The sequence below is a fragment of the Bdellovibrio sp. genome (assembly GCF_036384735.1).
Classification (GTDB): domain Bacteria; phylum Bdellovibrionota; class Bdellovibrionia; order Bdellovibrionales; family Bdellovibrionaceae; genus Bdellovibrio.
The window spans coordinates 353,160-374,188 of record NZ_DASVLT010000007.1; the positions used below are offsets into that span (position 1 = coordinate 353,160).

18 protein-coding genes are annotated in these 21,029 nt (G+C 44.0%); 7 read left to right on the forward strand and 11 right to left on the reverse strand.

Annotated elements, in window-relative coordinates:
• The first annotated feature begins 59 nt into the window (after positions 1–59).
• Positions 60–2,450, forward strand: a complete 2,391-nt coding sequence (locus VF412_RS02255) for a hypothetical protein (protein ID WP_331337573.1) — start codon at positions 60–62, stop codon at positions 2,448–2,450.
• 36 nt (positions 2,451–2,486) lie between these two features.
• Here the strand turns inward: VF412_RS02255 and VF412_RS02260 are convergent, their stop codons facing one another.
• Positions 2,487–3,461, reverse strand: a complete 975-nt coding sequence (locus VF412_RS02260) for a TerC family protein (protein WP_331337574.1) — start codon at positions 3,459–3,461, stop codon at positions 2,487–2,489.
• A gap of 94 nt (positions 3,462–3,555) precedes the next feature.
• Here VF412_RS02260 and VF412_RS02265 point away from each other — a divergent pair, with 94 nt between their 5' ends.
• Positions 3,556–4,437: a LysR family transcriptional regulator gene (locus VF412_RS02265; protein ID WP_331337575.1), complete on the forward strand. Its 882-nt coding sequence runs from the start codon at positions 3,556–3,558 to the stop codon at positions 4,435–4,437.
• 67 nt (positions 4,438–4,504) lie between these two features.
• Here VF412_RS02265 and VF412_RS02270 read toward each other — a convergent pair whose 3' ends face one another.
• The 4 genes from VF412_RS02270 to VF412_RS02285 all read right to left on the reverse strand — a co-directional run bounded on the left by VF412_RS02270 (position 4,505) and on the right by VF412_RS02285 (position 9,293).
• A complete protein-coding gene (locus VF412_RS02270; protein WP_331337576.1) occupies positions 4,505–4,921 on the reverse strand; it encodes a hypothetical protein in 417 nt (138 codons plus the stop codon).
• Positions 4,909–6,219, reverse strand: coding sequence for a transglycosylase SLT domain-containing protein (locus tag VF412_RS02275; RefSeq protein WP_331337577.1), 1,311 nt, complete (start codon positions 6,217–6,219; stop codon positions 4,909–4,911). Before VF412_RS02275 ends, VF412_RS02270 begins: the two co-directional genes overlap by 13 nt.
• A gap of 152 nt (positions 6,220–6,371) precedes the next feature.
• Positions 6,372–7,769, reverse strand: coding sequence for an adenylate/guanylate cyclase domain-containing protein (locus VF412_RS02280; protein WP_331337578.1), 1,398 nt, complete (start codon positions 7,767–7,769; stop codon positions 6,372–6,374).
• Positions 7,770–7,829: 60 nt separating this feature from the next.
• A complete protein-coding gene (locus VF412_RS02285; protein WP_331337579.1) occupies positions 7,830–9,293 on the reverse strand; it encodes a class I SAM-dependent methyltransferase in 1,464 nt (487 codons plus the stop codon).
• Positions 9,294–9,485: 192 nt separating this feature from the next.
• Here VF412_RS02285 and VF412_RS02290 point away from each other — a divergent pair, with 192 nt between their 5' ends.
• Entirely contained in the window at positions 9,486–11,018 is a 1,533-nt protein-coding gene (locus VF412_RS02290; RefSeq protein WP_331337580.1) for a YiiX/YebB-like N1pC/P60 family cysteine hydrolase, read from the forward strand.
• Positions 11,019–11,077: 59 nt separating this feature from the next.
• Here VF412_RS02290 and VF412_RS02295 read toward each other — a convergent pair whose 3' ends face one another.
• Both VF412_RS02295 and VF412_RS02300 read right to left on the reverse strand, forming a co-directional pair.
• Complete coding sequence (locus tag VF412_RS02295; protein ID WP_331337581.1) at positions 11,078–12,184, reverse strand: fatty acid desaturase; 1,107 nt, start codon at positions 12,182–12,184, stop codon at positions 11,078–11,080.
• 60 nt (positions 12,185–12,244) lie between these two features.
• On the reverse strand, positions 12,245–12,868 hold the full coding sequence (locus VF412_RS02300) for a hypothetical protein (protein WP_331337582.1): 624 nt from the start codon (positions 12,866–12,868) through the stop codon (positions 12,245–12,247).
• Positions 12,869–12,988: 120 nt separating this feature from the next.
• Between VF412_RS02300 and VF412_RS02305 the strand changes: the two genes are divergently transcribed.
• Both VF412_RS02305 and recO read left to right on the forward strand, forming a co-directional pair.
• A complete protein-coding gene (locus tag VF412_RS02305; RefSeq protein ID WP_331337583.1) occupies positions 12,989–13,978 on the forward strand; it encodes a hypothetical protein in 990 nt (329 codons plus the stop codon).
• Positions 13,975–14,574: a DNA repair protein RecO gene (recO, locus tag VF412_RS02310; protein ID WP_331337584.1), complete on the forward strand. Its 600-nt coding sequence runs from the start codon at positions 13,975–13,977 to the stop codon at positions 14,572–14,574. Before VF412_RS02305 ends, recO begins: the two co-directional genes overlap by 4 nt.
• A gap of 210 nt (positions 14,575–14,784) precedes the next feature.
• Here the strand turns inward: recO and VF412_RS02315 are convergent, their stop codons facing one another.
• Positions 14,785–15,729 (reverse strand): tyrosine-type recombinase/integrase, encoded by a 945-nt coding sequence (locus VF412_RS02315; protein WP_331337585.1) that lies wholly within the window; start codon positions 15,727–15,729, stop codon positions 14,785–14,787.
• Between the two features lie 135 nt (positions 15,730–15,864).
• Here VF412_RS02315 and VF412_RS02320 point away from each other — a divergent pair, with 135 nt between their 5' ends.
• Both VF412_RS02320 and VF412_RS02325 read left to right on the forward strand, forming a co-directional pair.
• Positions 15,865–16,920 carry a sigma-54 dependent transcriptional regulator gene (locus VF412_RS02320; protein ID WP_331337586.1) on the forward strand — a complete coding sequence of 352 codons (1,056 nt, stop codon included), beginning with the start codon at positions 15,865–15,867 and terminating at the stop codon, positions 16,918–16,920.
• A gap of 314 nt (positions 16,921–17,234) precedes the next feature.
• Positions 17,235–18,560 carry a hypothetical protein gene (locus VF412_RS02325; RefSeq protein WP_331337587.1) on the forward strand — a complete coding sequence of 442 codons (1,326 nt, stop codon included), beginning with the start codon at positions 17,235–17,237 and terminating at the stop codon, positions 18,558–18,560.
• Between the two features lie 57 nt (positions 18,561–18,617).
• On the opposite strand, the gene VF412_RS02330 is transcribed toward VF412_RS02325, so the two are convergent.
• The 3 genes from VF412_RS02330 to VF412_RS02340 all read right to left on the reverse strand — a co-directional run bounded on the left by VF412_RS02330 (position 18,618) and on the right by VF412_RS02340 (position 20,973).
• A complete protein-coding gene (locus VF412_RS02330) occupies positions 18,618–19,010 on the reverse strand; it encodes a hypothetical protein (protein WP_331337588.1) in 393 nt (130 codons plus the stop codon).
• 143 nt (positions 19,011–19,153) lie between these two features.
• Entirely contained in the window at positions 19,154–20,302 is a 1,149-nt protein-coding gene (locus VF412_RS02335; RefSeq protein ID WP_331337589.1) for an aminotransferase class V-fold PLP-dependent enzyme, read from the reverse strand.
• 68 nt (positions 20,303–20,370) lie between these two features.
• Positions 20,371–20,973, reverse strand: coding sequence for a hypothetical protein (locus tag VF412_RS02340; protein ID WP_331337590.1), 603 nt, complete (start codon positions 20,971–20,973; stop codon positions 20,371–20,373).
• Positions 20,974–21,029 lie beyond the last annotated feature (56 nt).

Here is a 21,029-nt window from a genome sequence, read left to right on the forward strand (position 1 = left end):
TAATCTCAAAACCTCACATTCCTTTGCTACCATGGTGAATGACATACAAGGAGTTTTTAGTGAAACGATTGCTATTAATCGCGGTGGGATCTGTTTGTCTTTTATCGTGCGCAAGCAGTGATAAACGCGACACTTTTGACCGTATGCCGGCAGCTCTTGCGATCTTCAAAAGTCAGCCTCTAGAGAATAAAGACATTCTTGAGGCCTCTTCCTCTGGCGCGTTGAAAGCCTCTAAGGTTCGCATTATCACAGATAACGATGCGGCTTTTGATAGCAAGATTGAGGCAATTCGTTCTGCGAAATCTGGCGAAACCATTCGCCTAACTTATTATATCTATTCTGAAGATGCCTCATCGGCGGTCTTCACTGATGAACTTCTAAAAGCTGCTCAACGTGGTGTGAAGATCAAGTTGATGGCCGATTTAATTACCAATTATCAGTTGCTCGATTATTTTTCATACTTGCAAGAACAGGGTAAAGGACAAATCCAAATTCGCCTTTATGGCAGACCGACCTCACTGATGATTCGCGATGTGATGTTCATGACGACGCCGTGTCCGCCGACAGGTGATAAGAAGGTGAAGGCGACCACCTGCTCGAGTGCGAAGTGGGCTCGTCTTGACGGCGAAAAACCCGATTTCTATGCCCAACTCGCTTTGAGTGGTGCCTATGGTAAAAATCTAGATGCTTTGCAAACAGCTGTGTTAAAAGGGCAAATCCTTGATGTGAAGTCATTCACAAGCGGTGGTGGCACCTCTGCAGATGATCAAAAGCAGTTCATCGATTTTTTAAAGCTATTGGCGAAATCAAAGTTGCAACATGACTTTATTTCCGCAGTGAAGGTCGCTTTGGCTTATCAAATTTATGGCGACAAATTAAATCCAATCATGAACCAACTCATGGGGGCGATTCCAATATCTCACCCGGGACAAAGTTCATTCACGGACTGGGAGCATTCAACAGATTTCACACATCACAAGCTATTGATGATTGGAAATCGTTATGTGCAGTTGGGTGGTCGTAATATCGAAAACTCATATCACATGAAACCCAATGATTTGACCGACAAATATATCTTCATGGATACAGACGTCGCAGCCACTTTGACTTCGGGTGGTGATACCGTGGCGAAGTCATTCGATGAACTTTTTAATTTCGCACAAATGACGATTGCTCTAGATGAAGTTCGTGCACTTATGCCAAATGATTTCATCGCAAATAAAGAAGCATCGAAAGCCGCTGTCGAGAAATGTACAGTGAAAGATTATAAGACAGATGCAGATCGTTACAGCTTTGCTCAGTGTGTGTCTCAAGAGCTTCCTCGCCAGCCGCAGTATTTGAACTTGCAAGCGCGTCTTAGCAAGGTTTCTGAAGATCTTTCGAAGGGTGTTCAAGCTTACAACAATCAATATGCCTCCAGAAAGTCTTACACACAAACTTGGAAAACGGGCTCTGGATACGCTGACGAAATTTCTGCAAAAGATTTGTCAGGCCTTTTCATGACATATGTTGAAAACGTGCCATATGACCGTCGTGATGCCGTGCCTGACCGCGAACGCACAAAAGGTTCAGTGGCTGGCAAAGAAATGAAGTACGGTAAATACATCCATCACTTGTGGTACAAGGGCTTAGAAAATGCATGTACAACATCTGCGAAAGAGGGAAAGGAAAAGCGTGTGATTCTTCACTCTGCTTATTTCTTGCCGCCGGCTATTGTTCTTCGCGGATTTTCGAAGATGATGGATGGAACTTGGGACTGCCATAACGTGAAAGTAACATTCTTAACGAATTCACCAGAGACGACAGATTTATTTTATGTGAACGTCGCTGCTAAATATGAGATGGCTGCATTCTTCCAAATCTATGCCCAGCGCAAACAAATCTATGGAAGTTTCGCGGATTCACGCTCGGCTAAGTTTGAATATTATGAGTATTTGAAAAATACCGAGGCCAAGGGGCTATCACTTCATACGAAGGCAACGGTTCTTGGTGATGACGTGCTGATCGGCTCTGCCAATGCGGATGTTCGCAGTTACTATATGGATTCAAACAACGGCTTTTTTATTCGTGGCGCAAAAGACTTTGTAAAAGACTACGTCACTTATATTGACGAGATCACGCAAGATCCCATGAAGACCCGCCAAATGACTGCTTATTTTAGCAATCCAAGTCTATCGTTGGATTATTTGACGAAGGGTGATCAGAAGTGGGTGGCAGATCTTTTGGCCAAGAATGAAAAGACAAAGAATTTAAGTCCTAAGGTCAAAGAAAACGTGAATAAACTTGTTGCGACCATGGCTAAGTTTGTCGATGCCACAACGAAAAAGATTCTTTCAAAAGAATTTATCGAAGAGTGGGCCGGAGACAATGAAAACGTGATCGAAAGCAAAAAACAGCAAGAACAGATTGAGATGGAAAAGAAATTCAACAGAATGCTTCAGATTCTTTAAATGAAAAGGGTGGTTGAAAGACCACCCTTTATTTTTTTAAGAAGTCTTTTTGGGAAACATCAATGAAGCCGCGATTGACCCACCGATGAGGACTGCAATCACCCCTAAGGAAATAGAGATCGGGAACTTGCCGTCGAATAGATTATTAAGCCAAACCATTTTTAAACCTACAAAGACCAGAACCGCAGCTAGGCCGTACTTTAGCAGATAGAATTTATCCACCACGCCAGCCAACAGGAAATAAAGCGAGCGAAGACCTAAGATCGCAAAAATATTCGAAGTGAACACGATCAAAGGCTCTTTCGTGACAGCAAAAATCGCGGGCACGGAATCCACCGCAAAGATCACATCCGTAAACTCTAAGAACACCAATGCCACCAACAATGGAGTCGCCATGCGCACGCCATTTTCTTTAGTAAAGAAGTGATCGTCATGCATGCGATCCGAAATAGGCATGGTCTTTCGCATCAAGCAGATCAACCAGTTTTGTGAGGGATCAACGGGCTTATCATGTTGAAACACCATTTTAATGCCGGTGATAATCAGGAAGGCACCAAAGATCATCACAACCGCGTGGTATTGCATCAAGATGGAGCCGATCGCGATAAAGATGGCGCGGAAGATTAAGGCACCCATGATTCCGTAGAATAAAACGCGATGCTGGTACTTCGCCGGAATGGCGAAGAAGCCAAAGACTACGACGAAGACAAATATATTGTCGATGGACAAAGACTTCTCGATCACATAGCCGGTGAGGAATTCAAGACTTACGTGCTTCGCAATTAATGGATCCGAGAACTTATAAAGACTGTATAGATAAAGTCCGCCATTAAATAGTAAAGCTAACGCGAACCATACCAGAGACCAACTCGTCGCCTCTTTAAAGCTGACAGTATGAGAATGTTTGTGAAAGACCCCTAAATCAAGAGCCAACATACCGATGACAAAGCCAATGAAAGCTAAGTAAAACCACCAGTATTCAGCAAAAGGGAATAGTAAATTCGAGTCCAATCAGACCTCCTGAATGCTATTCTATTTGCTTTCCAGTTATTTAAAAAATAGATTATCTTTAATAAGTTATTCGCTTTTATCAATGAGGTTTCCTATGCAATGGCTGAATTATCATCATCTCCAATACTTTTATATCATCGCGCAAGAGGGCAGCATTGCGAAGGCTTCGGCAAAACTCAATATTGGTCAACCAAGTTTGAGCACCCAGCTGAAGCAGCTAGAGGATTCCCTGGGGCGTCCCTTATTTGAACGCTCCAAGCAACGATTATATCTGACAGAGGCAGGTAAGATTGCCTTTGAATATGCGGATCAAGTTTTTCGTTTAGGTGGTGAGATGCTTGAAGCTCTTGAAGAGCGCATGCAAAACAACCGCATTCATGTACAAATCGGTGCCCTTGATAGCGTACCTAAACACATCACCAAAGAGGTGATTCTTAAAGCCTATGCTTCAGGGAACTGCATGGTTTCGGTCTTAGAGGGATCAGGGGATCGTCTGCTTCGTGATTTGTCTGCTCATGGATTGGATTTATTATTATCCAATTACCCACCATCTGTGGACTTTCAAACCGTCTATGCGAAATCCGTTGCGAAGCTTGATGTTATCGTTTGTGCCCACGCAAAATTCAAACATCTGAAAAAGAGTTTTCCGAAATCACTTGAGGGACAGCCGTTTGTGTTCCCCACAATACACAGTAAATTGCGCAGAGATATCGATCACTATTTTTCAGTGAATAATATCAAGGTGGATTGTGTCGCGGAAACTCAAGATACAAGTCTGCAAAATCTTTTGGGAACAGAAGGTGTTGGGCTTATTCCCATTGCAGATATCACTGCCGATGAACTAATAAAAGAAAAGAAGCTTGTTGCTTTAGGAAAGTTAAAAGGCGTTTACGAGGAAATCTGGCTGATGTCTGCCAATCGTAAAATCGAAAACCCTATTGCCGCCAAACTGATGAAAGAGTTCACTTTGGATTGATGGTCGGAAGAAAAAATAAAAGGCAGGATTTCCTGCCTTTTATTATTTTTAGATTTTAAATAGAATACTACTGGCAAAAAGCTGCGATAATAGCCTCGGCAACTTGGGCTTCAGAGCCAATGCGACCAGCGGCAATGTCTTCCTCGGTAGCGCCTGTAGATGCTTTAATATGAGCCGCATTCGCTGCACATGAAGTCGAATTCAATTTAGAAACATTGATCATGTTCAAGTAAGTATCGAACTCTGTCAGGCTTCTGTATTCTTCGATCTGTGCATCAGTCGCATCTTCAGGCATTTCGATTGTATTCAAACGATTGAACATGAATTTCTTCATTTGCTCTAGGCTAGCGCTTTTTTCTTGCAGATTTTGGCTGCGAGCTCTACCGATAAGGTCTTTAACTGCGTTAACTGTGGCGGCATCACTGAACGCAAATGCGTTTGAAGTCACGAGTACGCAAGCTAGAACCATCATTAGTTTACGCATGAGCCACCTCCGGCATAAGTTTCAATTTTATGAAGTCTGTCAGTGATTGCAGGGAAATATCCGGACGTCTCTTTGCGACGAGCTGATTTTGCGTTCGCACGAGCTGGAAATTTCTGCATGTACTGCTGAAGCTGATTGATAAATGTATCAGCATTCGTCACAGGCTTGTTTCTATATACGATATTCAAGAGAGCTTTCGCCGGTGTCAAGGTTCCGGCAGAACCCGTGTTATGCGACCACACCATCATGGCGCGTCTAATTTTGGCGATGTCATATGCTGACAACTTGCTGAATTTTTTGGCGTATTGTTTGTTGTTGAAAACACCGCGATCCATATCTGCCTTTGCTCCTTTGAGGTAAGCAAATGTATAGATCATGTTTTTAACTGGATTGCCATTTTTCAAGGAAATGCGATCACAAGATTTTGAAGAAGAATTGCGGATCGGCTGTGCTGATTTTAAAAACTCATCGGACATTCTTCCACAAATACGATGTGGATTTGTGGCCAAAGATTTTTTAACCGCAGGCAGTTCATTCATATTCACGTCGGCTATTGCCGCTGATGTGAATTGACCAATACCACCAGCACCCGTGCCGCTTACGGCATTGATATGAAAGCCAGATTCAATGTTGATCAGGGCGTAAACCGCTCTGACATCCAGTTTTTTCATATCATCATTTTCGCCATCAGCGATAAAGTCCTTCATACATTTAGAAACAAGGTCGAAGCTGTTATTTACAAGTTTGAAGTAATCTTCACTAACGCATGCAGCTCCAACTGAAGAACCATAGCCATCTTTATTACAAGATTTGAAATTGCTGCGAGGAAGATTTTGACCGATCTCCATGCTCATTTTCATGCAGATTGGTTTAATTATAGAGTCTGGACGAAGGGGTCTGCGGATTAAAGCGCCCAATAAAGTCGGCTGAGAAGCACTCTCATCCAATTGTTTTTCAAGATAACCATTTTTATCAGATGCAGAACATTGTGGATAGCGCATGCGTGCAATTTGCTTTTCACAGTCAGCACAGCTGATAGTAGAAGGACTGCTAAACCAAGCACCGAAAAGACTTTGAAGACTGTTGTTAGATTGTTGAACCGTATCTAGCGCGTGTTCAATCACTGGAGCTACTTGCTCACCTTGCTCGCGAACGGCGGCTTGCGCGGCCTGTTTCTGTTCCGCTTCAGAGGACATATCTGCTGATGATGTACCTGTGTAGCCCATGCCCAATAATAAGGCGGAGCATACATTCATCACCGCAAGCTTCGCAAAATAAGAAGATGTCGAAGGTTTCATCGTAGCAGGTCCTCCTGGGGTTCTATAAAGCAAGAGGTCTGCCAACAATGCTCCAGTTGTTTCAGGAACTTAGAGATGTAAAACGCATCTCAATATGAGACACATCGATGAAAGGCCTTAAAGTGTCTGGGGGGTGTTAGAACTATCGACAGCTACGAAGCAGCTGCTACAGAGCCGGGTTCGTAGCCGCATTGACGGCATTTCATCACGAAATGGCCCTGAGCATTCGTATCGAGATAGAGGATAGAATCCACGCAGTGAGGGCATGTCTCCGCATTCGGCTTTGCTTCAGCGCGATTTGCAGGTGCCTGATGAAGTTCAAAAATAATATGCTGATCTTCTTCAAAGCCTTTGATCACACGCTCACCAATGCTATTCAAAGAATAACCTTCAGTTTCAAGCGTCTGTGCAATATCCGAGTCCACCAAGATCTGATTTGGCTGAGCCAAGTTCGTTAAGCGCGATGCAAAAGGCAGTGGAGCGCCAATCGCCGTATAAGAGCGGAAGAATTTTTTATTCCCGTAGAAACCTACGTTTGCATAGCCCGCAGAAATACCAATGCGGATTTGCATTTCCTTCTTCCAATTCAACAAATAGAATTCGCGGTCCTGGCGAAGAGCTTCGCGCACTTCGATGGCCGCCAAACAAGTTCTTTGCACGAAGTCACCATAGCGAATCGGATCATTGGCAAAAGCTAAAATACCGTCACCTTGGAATTTATCGATAGTGAGATCGTACTTAAGGAAAATAGAAACCACAGTGTCCATGAAGCGCGCTAGAACCAAATCGACCTTCGCTTGATCGAGACGAACCACACGCTCTGTCGAACCCACGATGTCTACGAAGATTGCACAGATCTGCGCACGGCGAACGCCTTTTTCAAGATCGACTTTGCCTTCACGGATGGCTTGCACAACTTGAGGGCTGAACTGAGTACTTAATGTATTTAAACGAACGGCTTCATCTGTTTTGCTTTTGATGACGTGGTCGCGATTGGCGATTTCAGCTTTCAAAGCCAGGCGGCTGTTGATTTCACGCACACGCAATTTTTCATTGAAGAAGCGAATCAAGAAACAGATTGTAATAGAACCCACGATAAAGAATGAATTTAGCAGAACACCAAAGTATTCAGCTGTGGTATGGGCCTTGATCAGAACAGTTGCAAAATAGGGGACATAAATAGCCGCAGTTGTGATAGCGAAGAACTGCAAGCTAAAAGGAATGAAAGATAGGGCGCCTAGTGCAACAAGATTCAATCCCGCATAATATCCTGTGGTAACATCAGGAATCATCACAATCATAATATTGATCGGAAGAGCGACAAAGAAAGCATAAGCGCAAGCGATCCACTGAGATTTCGCAGAGGCTTGTTCTTTTTCAATAAAGTATTTGGCGGCCCAACAAACGGGAACAATTGTCAGACGCAAAGCCAGGAATGGCCACTTCAGTGAAGGAATATAGATTAAATCTGCAAGCCAGAATGCCAAAAAGAGAGGCGCAGCCATCCAATTAGCAATGACTTTTAGTACAGATTTAATTTCTTCGTTCACCTCGAATTCGCGTAGCTGCTTCGAGGTGATTTCTTCTCCACCGAACAAGGACGACCAACCTTATTTTTGGATAACCACGAAAAGGTTCACACCAAGAGGTTCTTTTTCAACCCAAATCTTAGATCCCATGCCTTTGAAGATTCTCAAAAGATCTTCTTCAGAGCGATAGATCAAATGCCAGTCTAAGATCAATTCCATAAAAGGAACACAAGGATTGTCCTTGCTGAAATTGCCGATGATCACACGACCACCTGGTTTCACAGAGTCCAACATTTTTTGCGCGGCCATTTGTGCAACTGGCTCTGTGAAATAGTCAAAGAGGCCCGCTGAATAAATCATGTCGTAATCTTTGTCAGGGCAGCCGGCAGCGATAACATTGCGAATCGCCATGTTATTGAACTTGAAGTTAAAGCCCGATTTTACAAAACGATCGATAGATTGAAGCTGTCTTTGTGCATGCTTCAACGATTCTTCGTCTTGATCCAAGCATGTGAACTCTGCAGGGCGGCCATGGAATTGTGCTCCATTTTGAAGGAACAATTGCTGCTCCATCGCCGGACCACTCGCCACAGACAACACTTTCAAAGGTGTTGTTTTAGGAGTCGCAGAGAATAATTCAGAGATCTTTTCGAATAAGTATTGACCACGATTTTTTACCGCGGCCCCAGCTGGTTCGTCGATGAAGTATTTGTGCATACATTGATCGAATAATGTCTTACCAACAAGTTCGTCGCGATACAGGTGATTCATCATCTCGTAGTCGCCGGCATAACCGCGAGGTTTGAAGTAAGCGCGATTGGCGAACGGAGCACCATAAACAAGATGACCGATTTGCGCACGTGCGAAATCAGTCGCCCATTTCATTTGATCCGGAGTCAAATTTTTAATCAAAGAAGGAACTTTAGAGTAAGTCATTGGGATCACTTGCCCCAGATACTCTGACACAGTTTCTGCAATTGTCAGTTTATAGTCTTGCGCTTCTTTCCAGTTATCAACTGGGGCATCCGCTTCAAGCTTGTCGATCTGGCTCTTAAGCTTTTCCAACCAATCTTTCATTTCGTAAACGAAAGTTTTAAATTCGGCGGGAAGAGCTGCCAAATGTTGCGCATATTCTGTTTGAGCCTTGATCACTTCCGCAGATACATCCAAAGCTTTGATACGATCCATTTTAAACGGCTCGCCAATAACTTCGAAGCCCACCACCATCTCGCCTGTCACAGATTTGCCGTGATTTTCATAGCGAGCCCAACGAAGGCTGAGGTGTTGTGTTTGAACGTTTTTGAAAAGAACGTCAGCTTCCATGTTCGGATTTTTCTCGAACTTCTCTTTCATTGCAGGGAAGTCAGTTGCTGACACGAGAACAGCGCAACCGAAGTGGCTGATATTCAAAACTTCGAATTGATGGCCATTGAAATCAAGAAAGCACATGCCCGGCTCAAGGGGAGTGCGATCTTGGCGCACAACCTTCTTGCGGTTGCGTTCATCAATGTGGAAGAATTCTTGCTTCATAGCGTTTGAGCTCATGTGGGGTCTCCTCAAAAATAAATGAAAAAATAAAAGCCTTCCTCTTATCGTCTTATACGCACAAATGTTTACGTCCAGAATGTGAGCAGCCCTAAGTCGAGTTCATTGGGATGAAGGTCTTATCAACTTATCTTGAAGAGAAACCGAAAAGCTTTTCTATAGATAGATGAATATTTGTCGGGAGATTCAGATATGAAGAAGATATCTAGTTTTGCACTGATTCTTGCGTGCAGTCTAATGGGGTGTCAGAGCCCTTTTAAAAGCTCTGAAGAGCGCCGTGCGCCCGCAAATACGGATCAGCTCTTTACTGGTGCTGATAAAGTTTTGGCGGAAATTAAAAACGATTCGATCTTCAATGCGACGACATGTCCCGCTTACATCAATAGTGTGACGGACATGTTGTATGGCTTGTCTTCTGATTATTTCATTCCGAAAACTCCCGAAGAGGTGGCTCACTTAAAGGCAAAAGGCCTTGATCTTTTGAATACTCTTTTTATGGTTCGAGTGACTCTTCGCGAGAAATACCAGGAATTCGACGAGCATAACCAATTAACACCAGAGTGTGTGGCGCAAGTGCGAGAAGGCATTCAGTATTCACGCATCACGGAAGAATATCTTCTAGAGTGGCTTGTCCACAATAACGTGATCACGGTTCGTACACCGCCAATCATGGCGCCAGATCCGATCTTCACAATGACGAATCCAAAATTTGCAGGTTTCAAATTGCAAACGGGGGATTTGATGATTGTGCGAGGTAAGAGCTCGGTATCTGCGATGATCGCACGCATCGCAGATCAGACAGGTAACTTTTCACATCTGGCCATTGTTGCTGAAGATAAAAATGGTAAGCAGTACATCGTCGAGGCTCTTATTCAAAACGGCATCGTGATCACTCCGCTAGAGAAATGGTTGCAAGCCCCGGATGCTCGCATTGCTTTATATCGCCAACGTGATCCCGAGTTAGGCAAACGTGCCGGCCGTAAGATGTATGATTTTGCCCGTGCGGGTTTGGATAAATATGGCGAGATTCGCTATGACTTTGCCATGAATGACAGCGATTACAGCGCGTTTTTCTGTTCTGAAGTTTCAAGATATGCTTATGACAAAGCTTCAGACGGTAAGTTCATAGTTCCTAAATTCAGAAGTACTGTGACAAAATTTAAAAACACAGCGTATCCGGCGTCATTGGGTGTAACGTCTAAAACGTTATTTGCTCCATATGATATTGAAGCAGATCCGCGTTTTGATTTCATCGCGGAATACAAATATTATCCTCTTCTTCGCCAAGTGCGCATGCAGGATGCGGTCCTACAAAGCGTCTATAGTTGGATGATTGATAAAGACTATAGCTTTCACTGGACACTGCAAAATACGGGAAAATCATATTTAGGTAAGTTCCTTCGTCAGTTTGGTCTCTTCAAGGACGTTTTGCCGAAGTATATGCCGATGCAAACTATTAAGACCACGTCTCAGTTCCAGGCCGTGGCTGCGACATTAGAAAAGAACCTGTTCGCGAAAGAAGATGCCTTCTATAAAGCCCATGGCTATCTGCCGACATTCCGCGAGTTCTTGTCAATTAATGAAGACTATAGAAAGCAGGACTGCCTTCTTCATAAAGCCTATACAGACGCGCAGGACTCTCCATTCCCACGTGATGGTCGAAATGACGTGGATCTTTCAAAATTCCACTGGTTCTTCTACTCAGACAATAAAAGCTGTCAATAGGCTTAAAATAAAAAACCCGCTCTTTGAAGCGGGTTTTTTATTTCTTATTTTAGAATTTCTTAAACTGATTTCAAATGAAGCTGCCACATTTTCATGCCCATTTGGAATTCCAGGTGGGCCACTTCAAGCTCGTGTTTAATCTCAGCAAGCTTGTGATCGTAGGCTTCTTTTAACTCTTCACGTTTACGAACTGCATCTACTTTGAACTGTTCGTAGTCTTCGCGAAGCTTTTTGATCTTAGATTGCGCCTCGATGATTTTTTCTTTCATCACTGCCAATTTTTCTTCAGCGAAACCGTGCTTAGTCAACTCTGTCGCTTCGGCCTGAAGACGTGCTTTCAAGATTTCTACGTTCGAGATCTGGCGAAGTTTCGTTGCAAGCCCCACCAAGTTTAAAGTTTTGATAACCCATTTAGTTGGATCCCAGTGATACCACTTGATACCGTTGCGGTAGTCGATTTGGAATTTATGATGGAAATTATGATAACCTTCGCCATGAGTTAGAACTGCCACGAACCAAGAGTCACGAGCAGAGATCTCTTTGGAGTAAGTTTGCTTACCCAACGTGTGGCACAAAGAGTTCACAAAGAAAGTACTTTGCTGAGTCAATGCGATACGAAGTCCACCACCGATAACCAATCCACCAAGAGGTGAACCCATCATCCAACCAATCAAAGTTGGAAGACCGAAGCCCGTCAGGATCGCAAGAGGCACATAATATTTATGTTGGAATTGAACCATCCAATCTTTTTCAAGATCTGGTGCCACAATTTTTTGATCTACAGAATCTTTGAAGAACAACCAACCCATGTGGGCGTACCAGAAGCCTTCATTGATGTTGTAAGGATCTTTTTCGCCGTCGATGTGCATGTGATGGCGGCGGTGGTCTGAAGACCATTTCAAAGCAGAGCCTTGAAAGCCCGAAGCGCCGATCAACAAGAACAAAGCTTTCGCCACCGGATGAGCGTCGTAACTTTTATGAGAGAACAAACGGTGATAACCCGCCGTAATACTCAAGTTCGTCGCTGCTGCAAAAATCAAAGCAAAAAGAGCGATCTGCCATTCAAAACCAAAGTAATAGAAGTAGATCGGCATTAAGATAAGAGTCACCAGGGGATTGATAACTAGAAATAGAGCCACTGGCCACTCAATGCGTTTTTTGGTCATTTGCACCTCTCAATAAAAGCGTAGCAGAGGTGTGGTTTTTTCGATACTTAAATCGCAATATTAAAAGCTATAACCCACTGCAAACTTAAGATAAGCACCGCTCAGATTAATGTCCTGAGTCCCTGCGTTACCAGTGGAATCCTTAGCGTTTTTCCAACGGTAATCCAGATAGCCAACCTCACCGCCAACGATAAATTCAGCTAGATGCACACCCCCTTCAAGACCAAGACTGAAGCTGGTTTGCGAGCCTCCACCGAAGTCTGCCTGGTCAGTTCCATTTTGGGTGGCCTTCATACTCACAGAATGAGACAAGCCATAAGTTGCGATAGGACCGAGATAAATCAATGTGTCGATCAGGTGATAATTTAATAATAATGAAGTGCGTGATGAGCTCGCTTTAAAATCGATTCCATTTCCGCTTGCTGTCAAACCTAAATTCTCATAGCGAAGACCAAATCCTGGAACAAGTGGAATTGGAAGATTCACAACAATATCTCCACCCAAGCCGTATGTGGGCACAATACTTGGAATAGAACCACCACAGGTAGGGCATAAAGCATTGAGATCTGTGTTGCTCACAAGCAGGCCATAATTTAGACGCAAATCAACTAGAGCATTTGCTTCCTGGGAGCTTACAAGAACGCCAACAATAGACAGGGCAATAATTAAGAAAATCTTTTTCATCAAAACGCACTCCTAGCAATTTCTTTATTCTATTCCTTCAAGCGAAATCACACAAATTCGGTATCAAAATAAGACCTTGGTCTGAAGCCTTTTTAGACGAAAAACTGATATTTTTATTAAATGCTCATCGATGTGTTGCGACCTGAGGCTTGGGAAGAAGTAAATGACGCCATTAAAACTTATTTGGCTCTAGAGCCAAAGGTGAAGGCACGCTCTTATCGAGGTCTCGCGCAGGCCGTTTATGAGATCTCTCAGGGAACCGCGCATTTCATGGCCCATAAGCGCAGCATCGGCGTGATCCAGGGGCAAACGTCTGCTTTCGAAAATCTTCTTCCTTACTATTACAAAGAAACTTACGAAGTTCACGTGCGCAGTCATACTCAACTGACAGACGTCAAAGAATGGGTTGAGAGTTTAAAGAAAGAAACGCTCTTCGTGCTGTATTCAGAAGATCATCCTGTGACGGGCGAGCTGTATCCCTTTGCTGATGAGTTAGATCGTTTGCTTAACGAGAAGCGCATTTATTCTTTGCGTGTTTCTCACTCAAGACACTTTTCAGAAAATATTGAAATTCGTCCGTACACAGTTCGCATGTGTTCGTTTTCTGAAGAATCTGCTGTCGCTGTGTTAGGGGAACGCTTCCGATCTCCACCGATGATGGTTGAAAATATGGCTTGGGATAAAGATATTTTCTTAAAGCAATTGGCAGAGGCGCACGCCGCAAAATCTGAAGTGAATCCTCCTTTGGTTGAGCATTTTGAGAAAGAAATGGCGGTCGTTGCGACACCGTATTTTAACACCGGTGCATCTCGTTTATTTGACCGTGCTGTTTTATATTTTAAAGATGCCAGTGCAGAGGCCGTTGCAGAACGTGCATTTAAAAAAATGGGCCTGACTTCCGAGCAGGGCTGGCAAAAAATGAGCAGCACCAACATGTGCCACTGGTCAGGAATTAAGATGTTCCGCCATTGGTGGGAGCCAGAGCCTTCTCAAGAACTTCTTCGCGGGCTGATTATCGTTGGTCCCGATCTTTTGAACACAAAAGACTTTGCAAAGACGCTGATATCTTCGTATGAAGAGATAAAGCAATTGCAAAGTTGGACTGTGTGACCCAGGGCAAAGACAAATTCATCATTCTCAAAAAAATGAAATATGGCGAGGCAGATCTTATTCTGCACGCATTGTCTGTGCACGGTGAAAAGTTATCCTTCATGGCTCGCGGCGCTTTAAAAAGTAAAAAGCGTTTCGGCGGTGGGGTCCTTGAGCCCACTCACTTCGTGACATTCACCTACAAAGAATCTGGCGAAGAAGGCAAGCTCAACGTTCTTCAAGAAGCCACTCTGATTAATGATTTCGCAGGCATTCGCCAAGACTATGACAAATTAGAATTTGCCCTGCACGTTTTAGAATGTGTTAGCAAGGTCAGCCAAGAAGGGGATAAGAACTCTGAATTTTTATTCAATCTTTTAGGGCACACACTGAAGGCCACTGAGACCGCAAAGGATGTTTTGATTTTGAAGATGCATTTCTATTTGAAGTTTCTGCTTCAGCAAGGTGTCGTGAACGCGGAGCCTTGGATGGCTCCGTTTTTAAAGACAACAATCGCTGATACCAACAATCTTTTAAATCAACGTCAGTTGGTTGACGACGAACTTCACAACGTGACTCAAATGATTCGCCACTATTTGCAACACGCGATGATCTGAATTTGTGAAATTTTATTGAGATGAAGGTGGAGTAGGGTTGGCTCCTTCGATGGAGGATCTTTAGTCATGGGTTCTCCTTATGTGGGACCCATGAAGCGAAGATGGTGCCGGACAATTTTAGTGCTTAAAGTGAATGTATTCTAGTTGGGTAGATTTTTTACCCGAATTAGGATTCATGTCCGAAAATTTCGAAATCATCGGACGAGATGATTATTTGCCTTTGCCGAGGGGATGCAGCTTTTCCATTGTGCGAGCCAACTGATCAATGCCCAAGTGCGTGTATTTCTCTGTGGCTTGCAAGCTTTCGTGGCCCAGCAGTTCTTGCAGGGTGCGAAGATTTGCTCCGCTTGAAAGCAGGTGAGTGGCGAAGCTATGGCGTAAGGCATGGGGATGAAGTGGTTTCAACAAGCCAGCACGAATGCCACTTTGACGAACCATCTCGTAGGCGGTTCTTTGATTTAAAGGTTCTTCGCCGAAGACATATTCGTTAAAACCACTTTCTTTTTTCCAACGCTGAAGAACAGTCATCGTCATAGAAGGTAAAGCGATGACTCTTTCTTTCGATCCTTTTCCTAGAACGCGCAAAGTTTTTTGCGACGTCTGAACATCAGACCATTTTAAGTTGCAGGCTTCGCTGATACGAAGACCTCCGCCGTACAAAAGCAGAAATAGAACTTTCTCGCGTAAAGAAATCTTCTTGGTCTCGTCATCGAAACTTTTTAGAACGGCGATGATTTCATCGACGCTTAGGAAGTGCGGAAGTTTCTTTGGAACTCTCGGGCAAATCACTTGGATTGAGAGGTCCTTTTCAAGCAGACCTTCGTCGAAAGCCCACGAGAAGAAGCTTTTCAAAGTGGCGGCTTTTCTGTTCCTTGAAGCCAAAGAAAGACCCGCCCAGCGGTTGAAGGCTTGGCGGACCGAACTCATCAAATCAGACTCGGTCCATGTCCTCTTGATTAAATGTGAATTTTTATCTAATTCGAAGGCTTGCTGCAGATCCAGGGTGTAGTGCTTGATTGTCAGGGGCGACGCTGACTTAATAAAAGTCATAAACTTCAGGTATTTATCTATATTTTCGGTTAGATAAAAAGCCTTACTCATGCGCCCTAAATCCGCTAAAGCGGATCCTTTTTTCAAAAAAAATTTTAACGTCATGCAAAATTTTTATTGCAAAACCTACACGACCTTGGTTATAACTCAATGCGTTGCTGCGGTGTATCAGAACGAGATAATCAATCTGAGACATCGTGAAAGATCTAATCGAAGTACGTTACCGAAAGGTGGAATCCAATGAACGATAACAGCTCAACTATCCTTCCTGCCTCTCAGAATGCTAACCAAGTGATGTGGAATACAAACACAACTTCTAAAGTGATGGAAAACAAGACCATCGTCTATCAATCAGAGGTGATGGGATCACTGATGAAAATGATCGACCGTGTAGCTCCATCACAAGCCAACATCCTTGTGCTTGGTGAGTCTGGGACTGGTAAAGAGCTTATCGCACGCTCTATCCACGAGCGTTCAGGCCGTAAGAACAAACCATTTGTCGCTATTAACTGCGGTGCTCTTCGCGAGACATTGCTTGAGTCAGAACTTTTCGGTCACGAAAAAGGCTCTTTCACTGGTGCTTACAACCGTAAAATCGGTTTGGCTGAAGCAGCTAACGGCGGAACATTGTTCCTAGATGAAATCGGTGAATTGGATCCCGCGATCCAAGCAAAACTACTTCGCTTCATCCAAGAAGGTGAAATCTTCCGCGTGGGTGGTAAAGACCCAATCAAAGTTGATATCCGTTTGATCTGTGCAACAAACAGAGAATTGGATCAAGAAGTCACTCGTGGTAATTTCCGTGAAGACTTGTTCTATCGTATCAACACGATCGTGGTCAGTGCTCCACCTCTTCGTCGTCGTAAAGATGACATCCCTGCGCTTGTGAACCACTTCTTGAACAACTCTCAACATGCGTATTTGAATCGTGGTCGTACTGTGTCTGAAGACGCAATGAAGGCTTTGATGAAATACGACTGGCCAGGTAATATCCGTGAGCTTCAAAACGTGTGTGAACGTCTACAAATCTTGTCTGACGGCCACATGATCATGTTGAACGATATCCCAGAGAACATCAGAAATCCTGAGACTCAGAAGGATGCTATTGAATACGATCCAAATATGACTCTTCATGACCTAGAGAAGCGCTATATCTTGAAAGCATTGGCGCACTTTGGTGGTAATAAAACTCAAGCTGCTAACAACTTGGGTATTACGATCAAGACTCTTTATAACAAATTGCACGAGTACGGCGAGTTCGAAAAATTCGCAGTTCATTCTAAACCGATGAAATAGTTCGTGCTGTTCGTTTCTACTCCGGCTTGTTGGTTTGTCTGACATTCCGATTTTGCCGGAGTAAGCTTTCTCTCTTCGATTTAAGTTCCTAGCAAATTGAGCCTGGCGGGTTTCTCTCTTCCCCGTCGGGCTTTTTTCTTTTCTGGCGTTGATCATTTTCATTCTTCACAAAGCTTCCTAAGTCACAGTTTTGATTTCCAAATTTGCGTCCCTGTCTCAAGTTTAGACATCTGAAATGCAATTAATTCGCACTCGAGTGGGCATGGTCCCTGCTCATAAGAACTCGGATAAATCTCCCGTGTGAGGAATTGATTATGAAAAGATACGTTCTTTCTACATTAATGATCTTGTCGCTCTTTGGAGTGAGCTCTGCTCAGGCGTATATCGTTAGAGCCGGAAACTCGGTGGGAACGGGCAGCTCTGGTGGTCATGGAACATACAGAGACAATGGTTACCAAGTTGGATACGACAATCAGAGCGCGGCTGCATATCAGCACGATGGAATTTCATACAAGGTAGGTAGCTGTTCAGATTACCTTTATCAAAATCAAGTAAATGCGATGCCTGGAAATATAGATGACGTTTGCAAGATCCGTGAAGATGACTCATTTAAATTATGTGTGGGCGATCTTACTGCAAGTCTTAGTGATAAGTATCGAGAGCTACTTGACCAGTTAGGTGGACAAGACCAAGCTCTTAAGAAAGCGGGCGCTGCATGTGCTTCCATCGACGATGCCACTCAAAATGACGGACTTTTCGTAGACTGTGCTACAACTCTCATGAAAAATTTTGGAACTGATCATCCTGGAATCGTAGGTAAGTACTGTGCTCAAGCTCAAAATAGTGAGTACGCAAGCTGTGTAGGTGCATTAGCTCGTAGTGGCGTTCGTGATGGCAATCAAATCGCGAGCAGCTGTAACCAAAACTATAATACTCAGTTAGCGGCTTGTGTATCTACTAATGTTAACAACAACCACGTTTCTGGTTCTGTGGCGATGAACTCTTGTCTAGAACAAATTGATCCACAGTTGAAAGCAGCTGCCGATGCTCGTCGTGCAGAAGCGGCGAGAAAAGCGGCTGAAGAAGCTCGTCGTAAAGCACAAGCTGAAGCGGATGCTAGAGCAGCAGCACAAAGAGCTGCGGAGCAAGCAAGAGCAGCGGCTGAAGCTCGTGCAAGAGCTGCGGCAGCTGAACAAGCTAGAGTCGCGGCAGAGCAAGCACGCGTTGCCGCCGAACAAGCCCGTGCAGCAGCACAGGCTAAGGCAGATGCTCAAGCGAAGGCAGAAGCAGATGCAAGAGCTGTAGCTGCGCAAAAAGCAGCGGCGCAAGCAAAAGCCGATGCAGTTGCGAAGGCGGCGGCAGCACAGAAGGCTGCGGCACAAGCGAAAGCTGATGCGGATGCAAAAGCAGCGGCGGCGCAAAAAGCGGCCGATGAAGCGAAACGCAAAGCAGACGATGCGAAACGTGCGGCTGATGAAGCTAAGAAAAATCAAAAGCCAACAACGACAACACCTAGCAATCCAGCGCCAGCAACTCCTGCTCCGGCGAAAACGGATTCTGGTGACTCAACAAATACGACATCAACACCGGATTCATCGGGTAGTGGTGGCGGACCGATTGTCGATCTACCTAACTTCTAAAAAGAAAAAGGCTGGTGATGAACCAGCCTTTTTTTATTTCTAAAGACAGCTTTAAAATTAAGCCGCTTTTCTGTCTGGAGTTTTCTTCCATACAGGCTGCATTTTTTTATAGTGCTTTTCATTATGCTTCCAAGCTTTCGCGTACTCCTTATTGTATTTCGCGAATTTCTTATCAAGCCACGCGTAGTATTCAGTATACATGTAGTTCGTGAAGAACTTAGTCATGTATTGATGAGGACCTTTATAAGGGAATTCGTACTTATCAAAGAAGTACGGAATTTCTTGGTTAAAACATTTCCACCATTCCATTGCTTCTGTTTTGTGAACGAAGTTGCCTACGAACAAAGGCTTGCCTTCGAACGTAAAGCCCACTTCGTAACCATGACCTGCTGGTTTGTAGTAAGCTTTGAAAGTGTAACCATAGTACGAATAATTTTTATTTTTGTTCATGTGAAAAGTGCCTCTTTCTTGATTGAGTGACGAACCAGACACTTTTCGGTTTTTAGAAAGCAAAGTTGACGGGAAGAGGAAAATAAATCATGCCTCATCCCGGGAATGACGCGGTGGGGACCCAAAAAAGTGGCAGGCACCTTTTAGATTAGGGATATGCATTTTTCGATTTGAGATTTGTCGTGATAGAGGCCGAAACCAAAGCGCAAGCGTGTGCCTCGTGAATCTGTGAGGACGCCTTGATTTTTCAGATGGGCGACCATCTTTTGCGTTTCCTCTACCGACGGTAGATTGAACGTTAGGAAATGGCCGTGATGATTCAAATCACTAACGATTAAAGAGCGTTTATTCAAAAGCGGGTGATGTTTTTTTTCTAATTCTTCAAGAAACAATTTCTGATTCTGCTGCACCCAGGAATGAATTTTCGTGACACTAAGGCCTTCCTTCTTAAATGTCTCAAGTGTCGCAATCAGACGATACACGGGAGTTAAGTCCATCGTACTTCCCGAATACTGAGAAGCGTCTTCTGGATACGGAACCTGGTTGCCGACTGCAGATAAGTGGGCAAGTTCTGCAAACCACCCAGTATAGAAGGGCCGATGGCGAGCAGAGGATGGCACATGCAAGAAGCAAGCACCTTCACCACCTTGCGCGTATTTGTATGAGCCAGCGAGATAAAAGATTTTATCTTCGACAGTTTTCAAATCTGTCGGCACGGCCATGAAGCCATGGTAGCCATCGACAACAAACAAAGAGGACGGAGAAGCTTTTTGAGACAAGCGTTTAAAGTCGCTGACCAAAGCAGAGTTAAAGAACACGTGACTCAAGAAAACTAAATTCCAAGAGCGAGAAGCCAATTCTTGTTCAAAGCGCTCGTGGAACGTATCAAAAGGCATCACAGGAACTTTGACGACTTCGAACTGTGCGAATTCAGCCAAGCGATTGGCCTGGCGATCAAAACTGTAAAATTCAGAATCCGTTGTTAGGATGGAAATTTTCTTCGTCCAATCCAAAGAGCTTATCAAACGAAAGACAAACTCATGAGTGTTCGGCGCAAAGACGATTTGCGATGGATTTGAAAGATTCAAATTTTCGGCGATCAATTTTTGTGCGACAGGAACTTTTTGTGTGAAAAGAAATTCCCACTTGTGATCGACATGTTTTGCGGAGTCATCCCAATACTGAAGCTGGGCTTCACGAGTGGCGTCGGGCCAGTAGTGATGACTATGACTTGCAAAGTGAAGTAGGGTAGGATTCGCCTCTAGAAAACGTCGATAAATATGTTTGTACATGGGGAGATGATAATAAAAAAGGGAGTCAAAGACTCCCTTTTTTTATGCGCTATGTGCTAGTGCCCAGATTAGAAGTAACCTTCGTCGTCGCCGAAGTCGTCATCGTCTTCGTCATCTTCGTCTTCATCATCTTCATTGCTAGTTTTAGCAGATCCGATTTGGTCTTCTTCTTCATCTTCTTCTAGGTCGTCGAAAGATTCGTCAGACTCTTCGCCTTCTTCTTCACCCTCAGCTTCCCAGTCATCGCCTTCAACATCTTCTTCTTCGATGTCAACCATACTGTCCAATTCTTGTTCATCGTCGAAATCAGAAGAGATATCTTCGATAGCAGGCTTGATCACTTCCGCAGCAATAGCAACGCCAGCAACTGCACCAGCTACTTTTGCGGCTTTTTCTTTTTTAGGAGCTGCTTTTTTCGCAGCTGGTTTTTTAGCTGCGGCTTTTTTGGGAGCTGCTTTCTTAGGAGCCGCCTTTTTTGTAGCTTTAGCTGCTGCCTTTTTAGGAGCGGCTTTTTTTGCAGGCTTAGCTGCTTTTTTTGCCGTCGTTTTTTTCGCAGGTTTCGCTGCTTTTTTAACAGCTTTCTTTGCTACTTTTTTAGCTGCTTTTTTTGCTGGTTTCGCAGCTTTTTTAGGGGCTGCTTTCTTCGCTGGTTTTGCTTTTTTCTTTGCCATGGTGTGCTCCTGAAATAGTGCTTTACAAATGAAATGCCCTCTTAGACTAGCGAGAA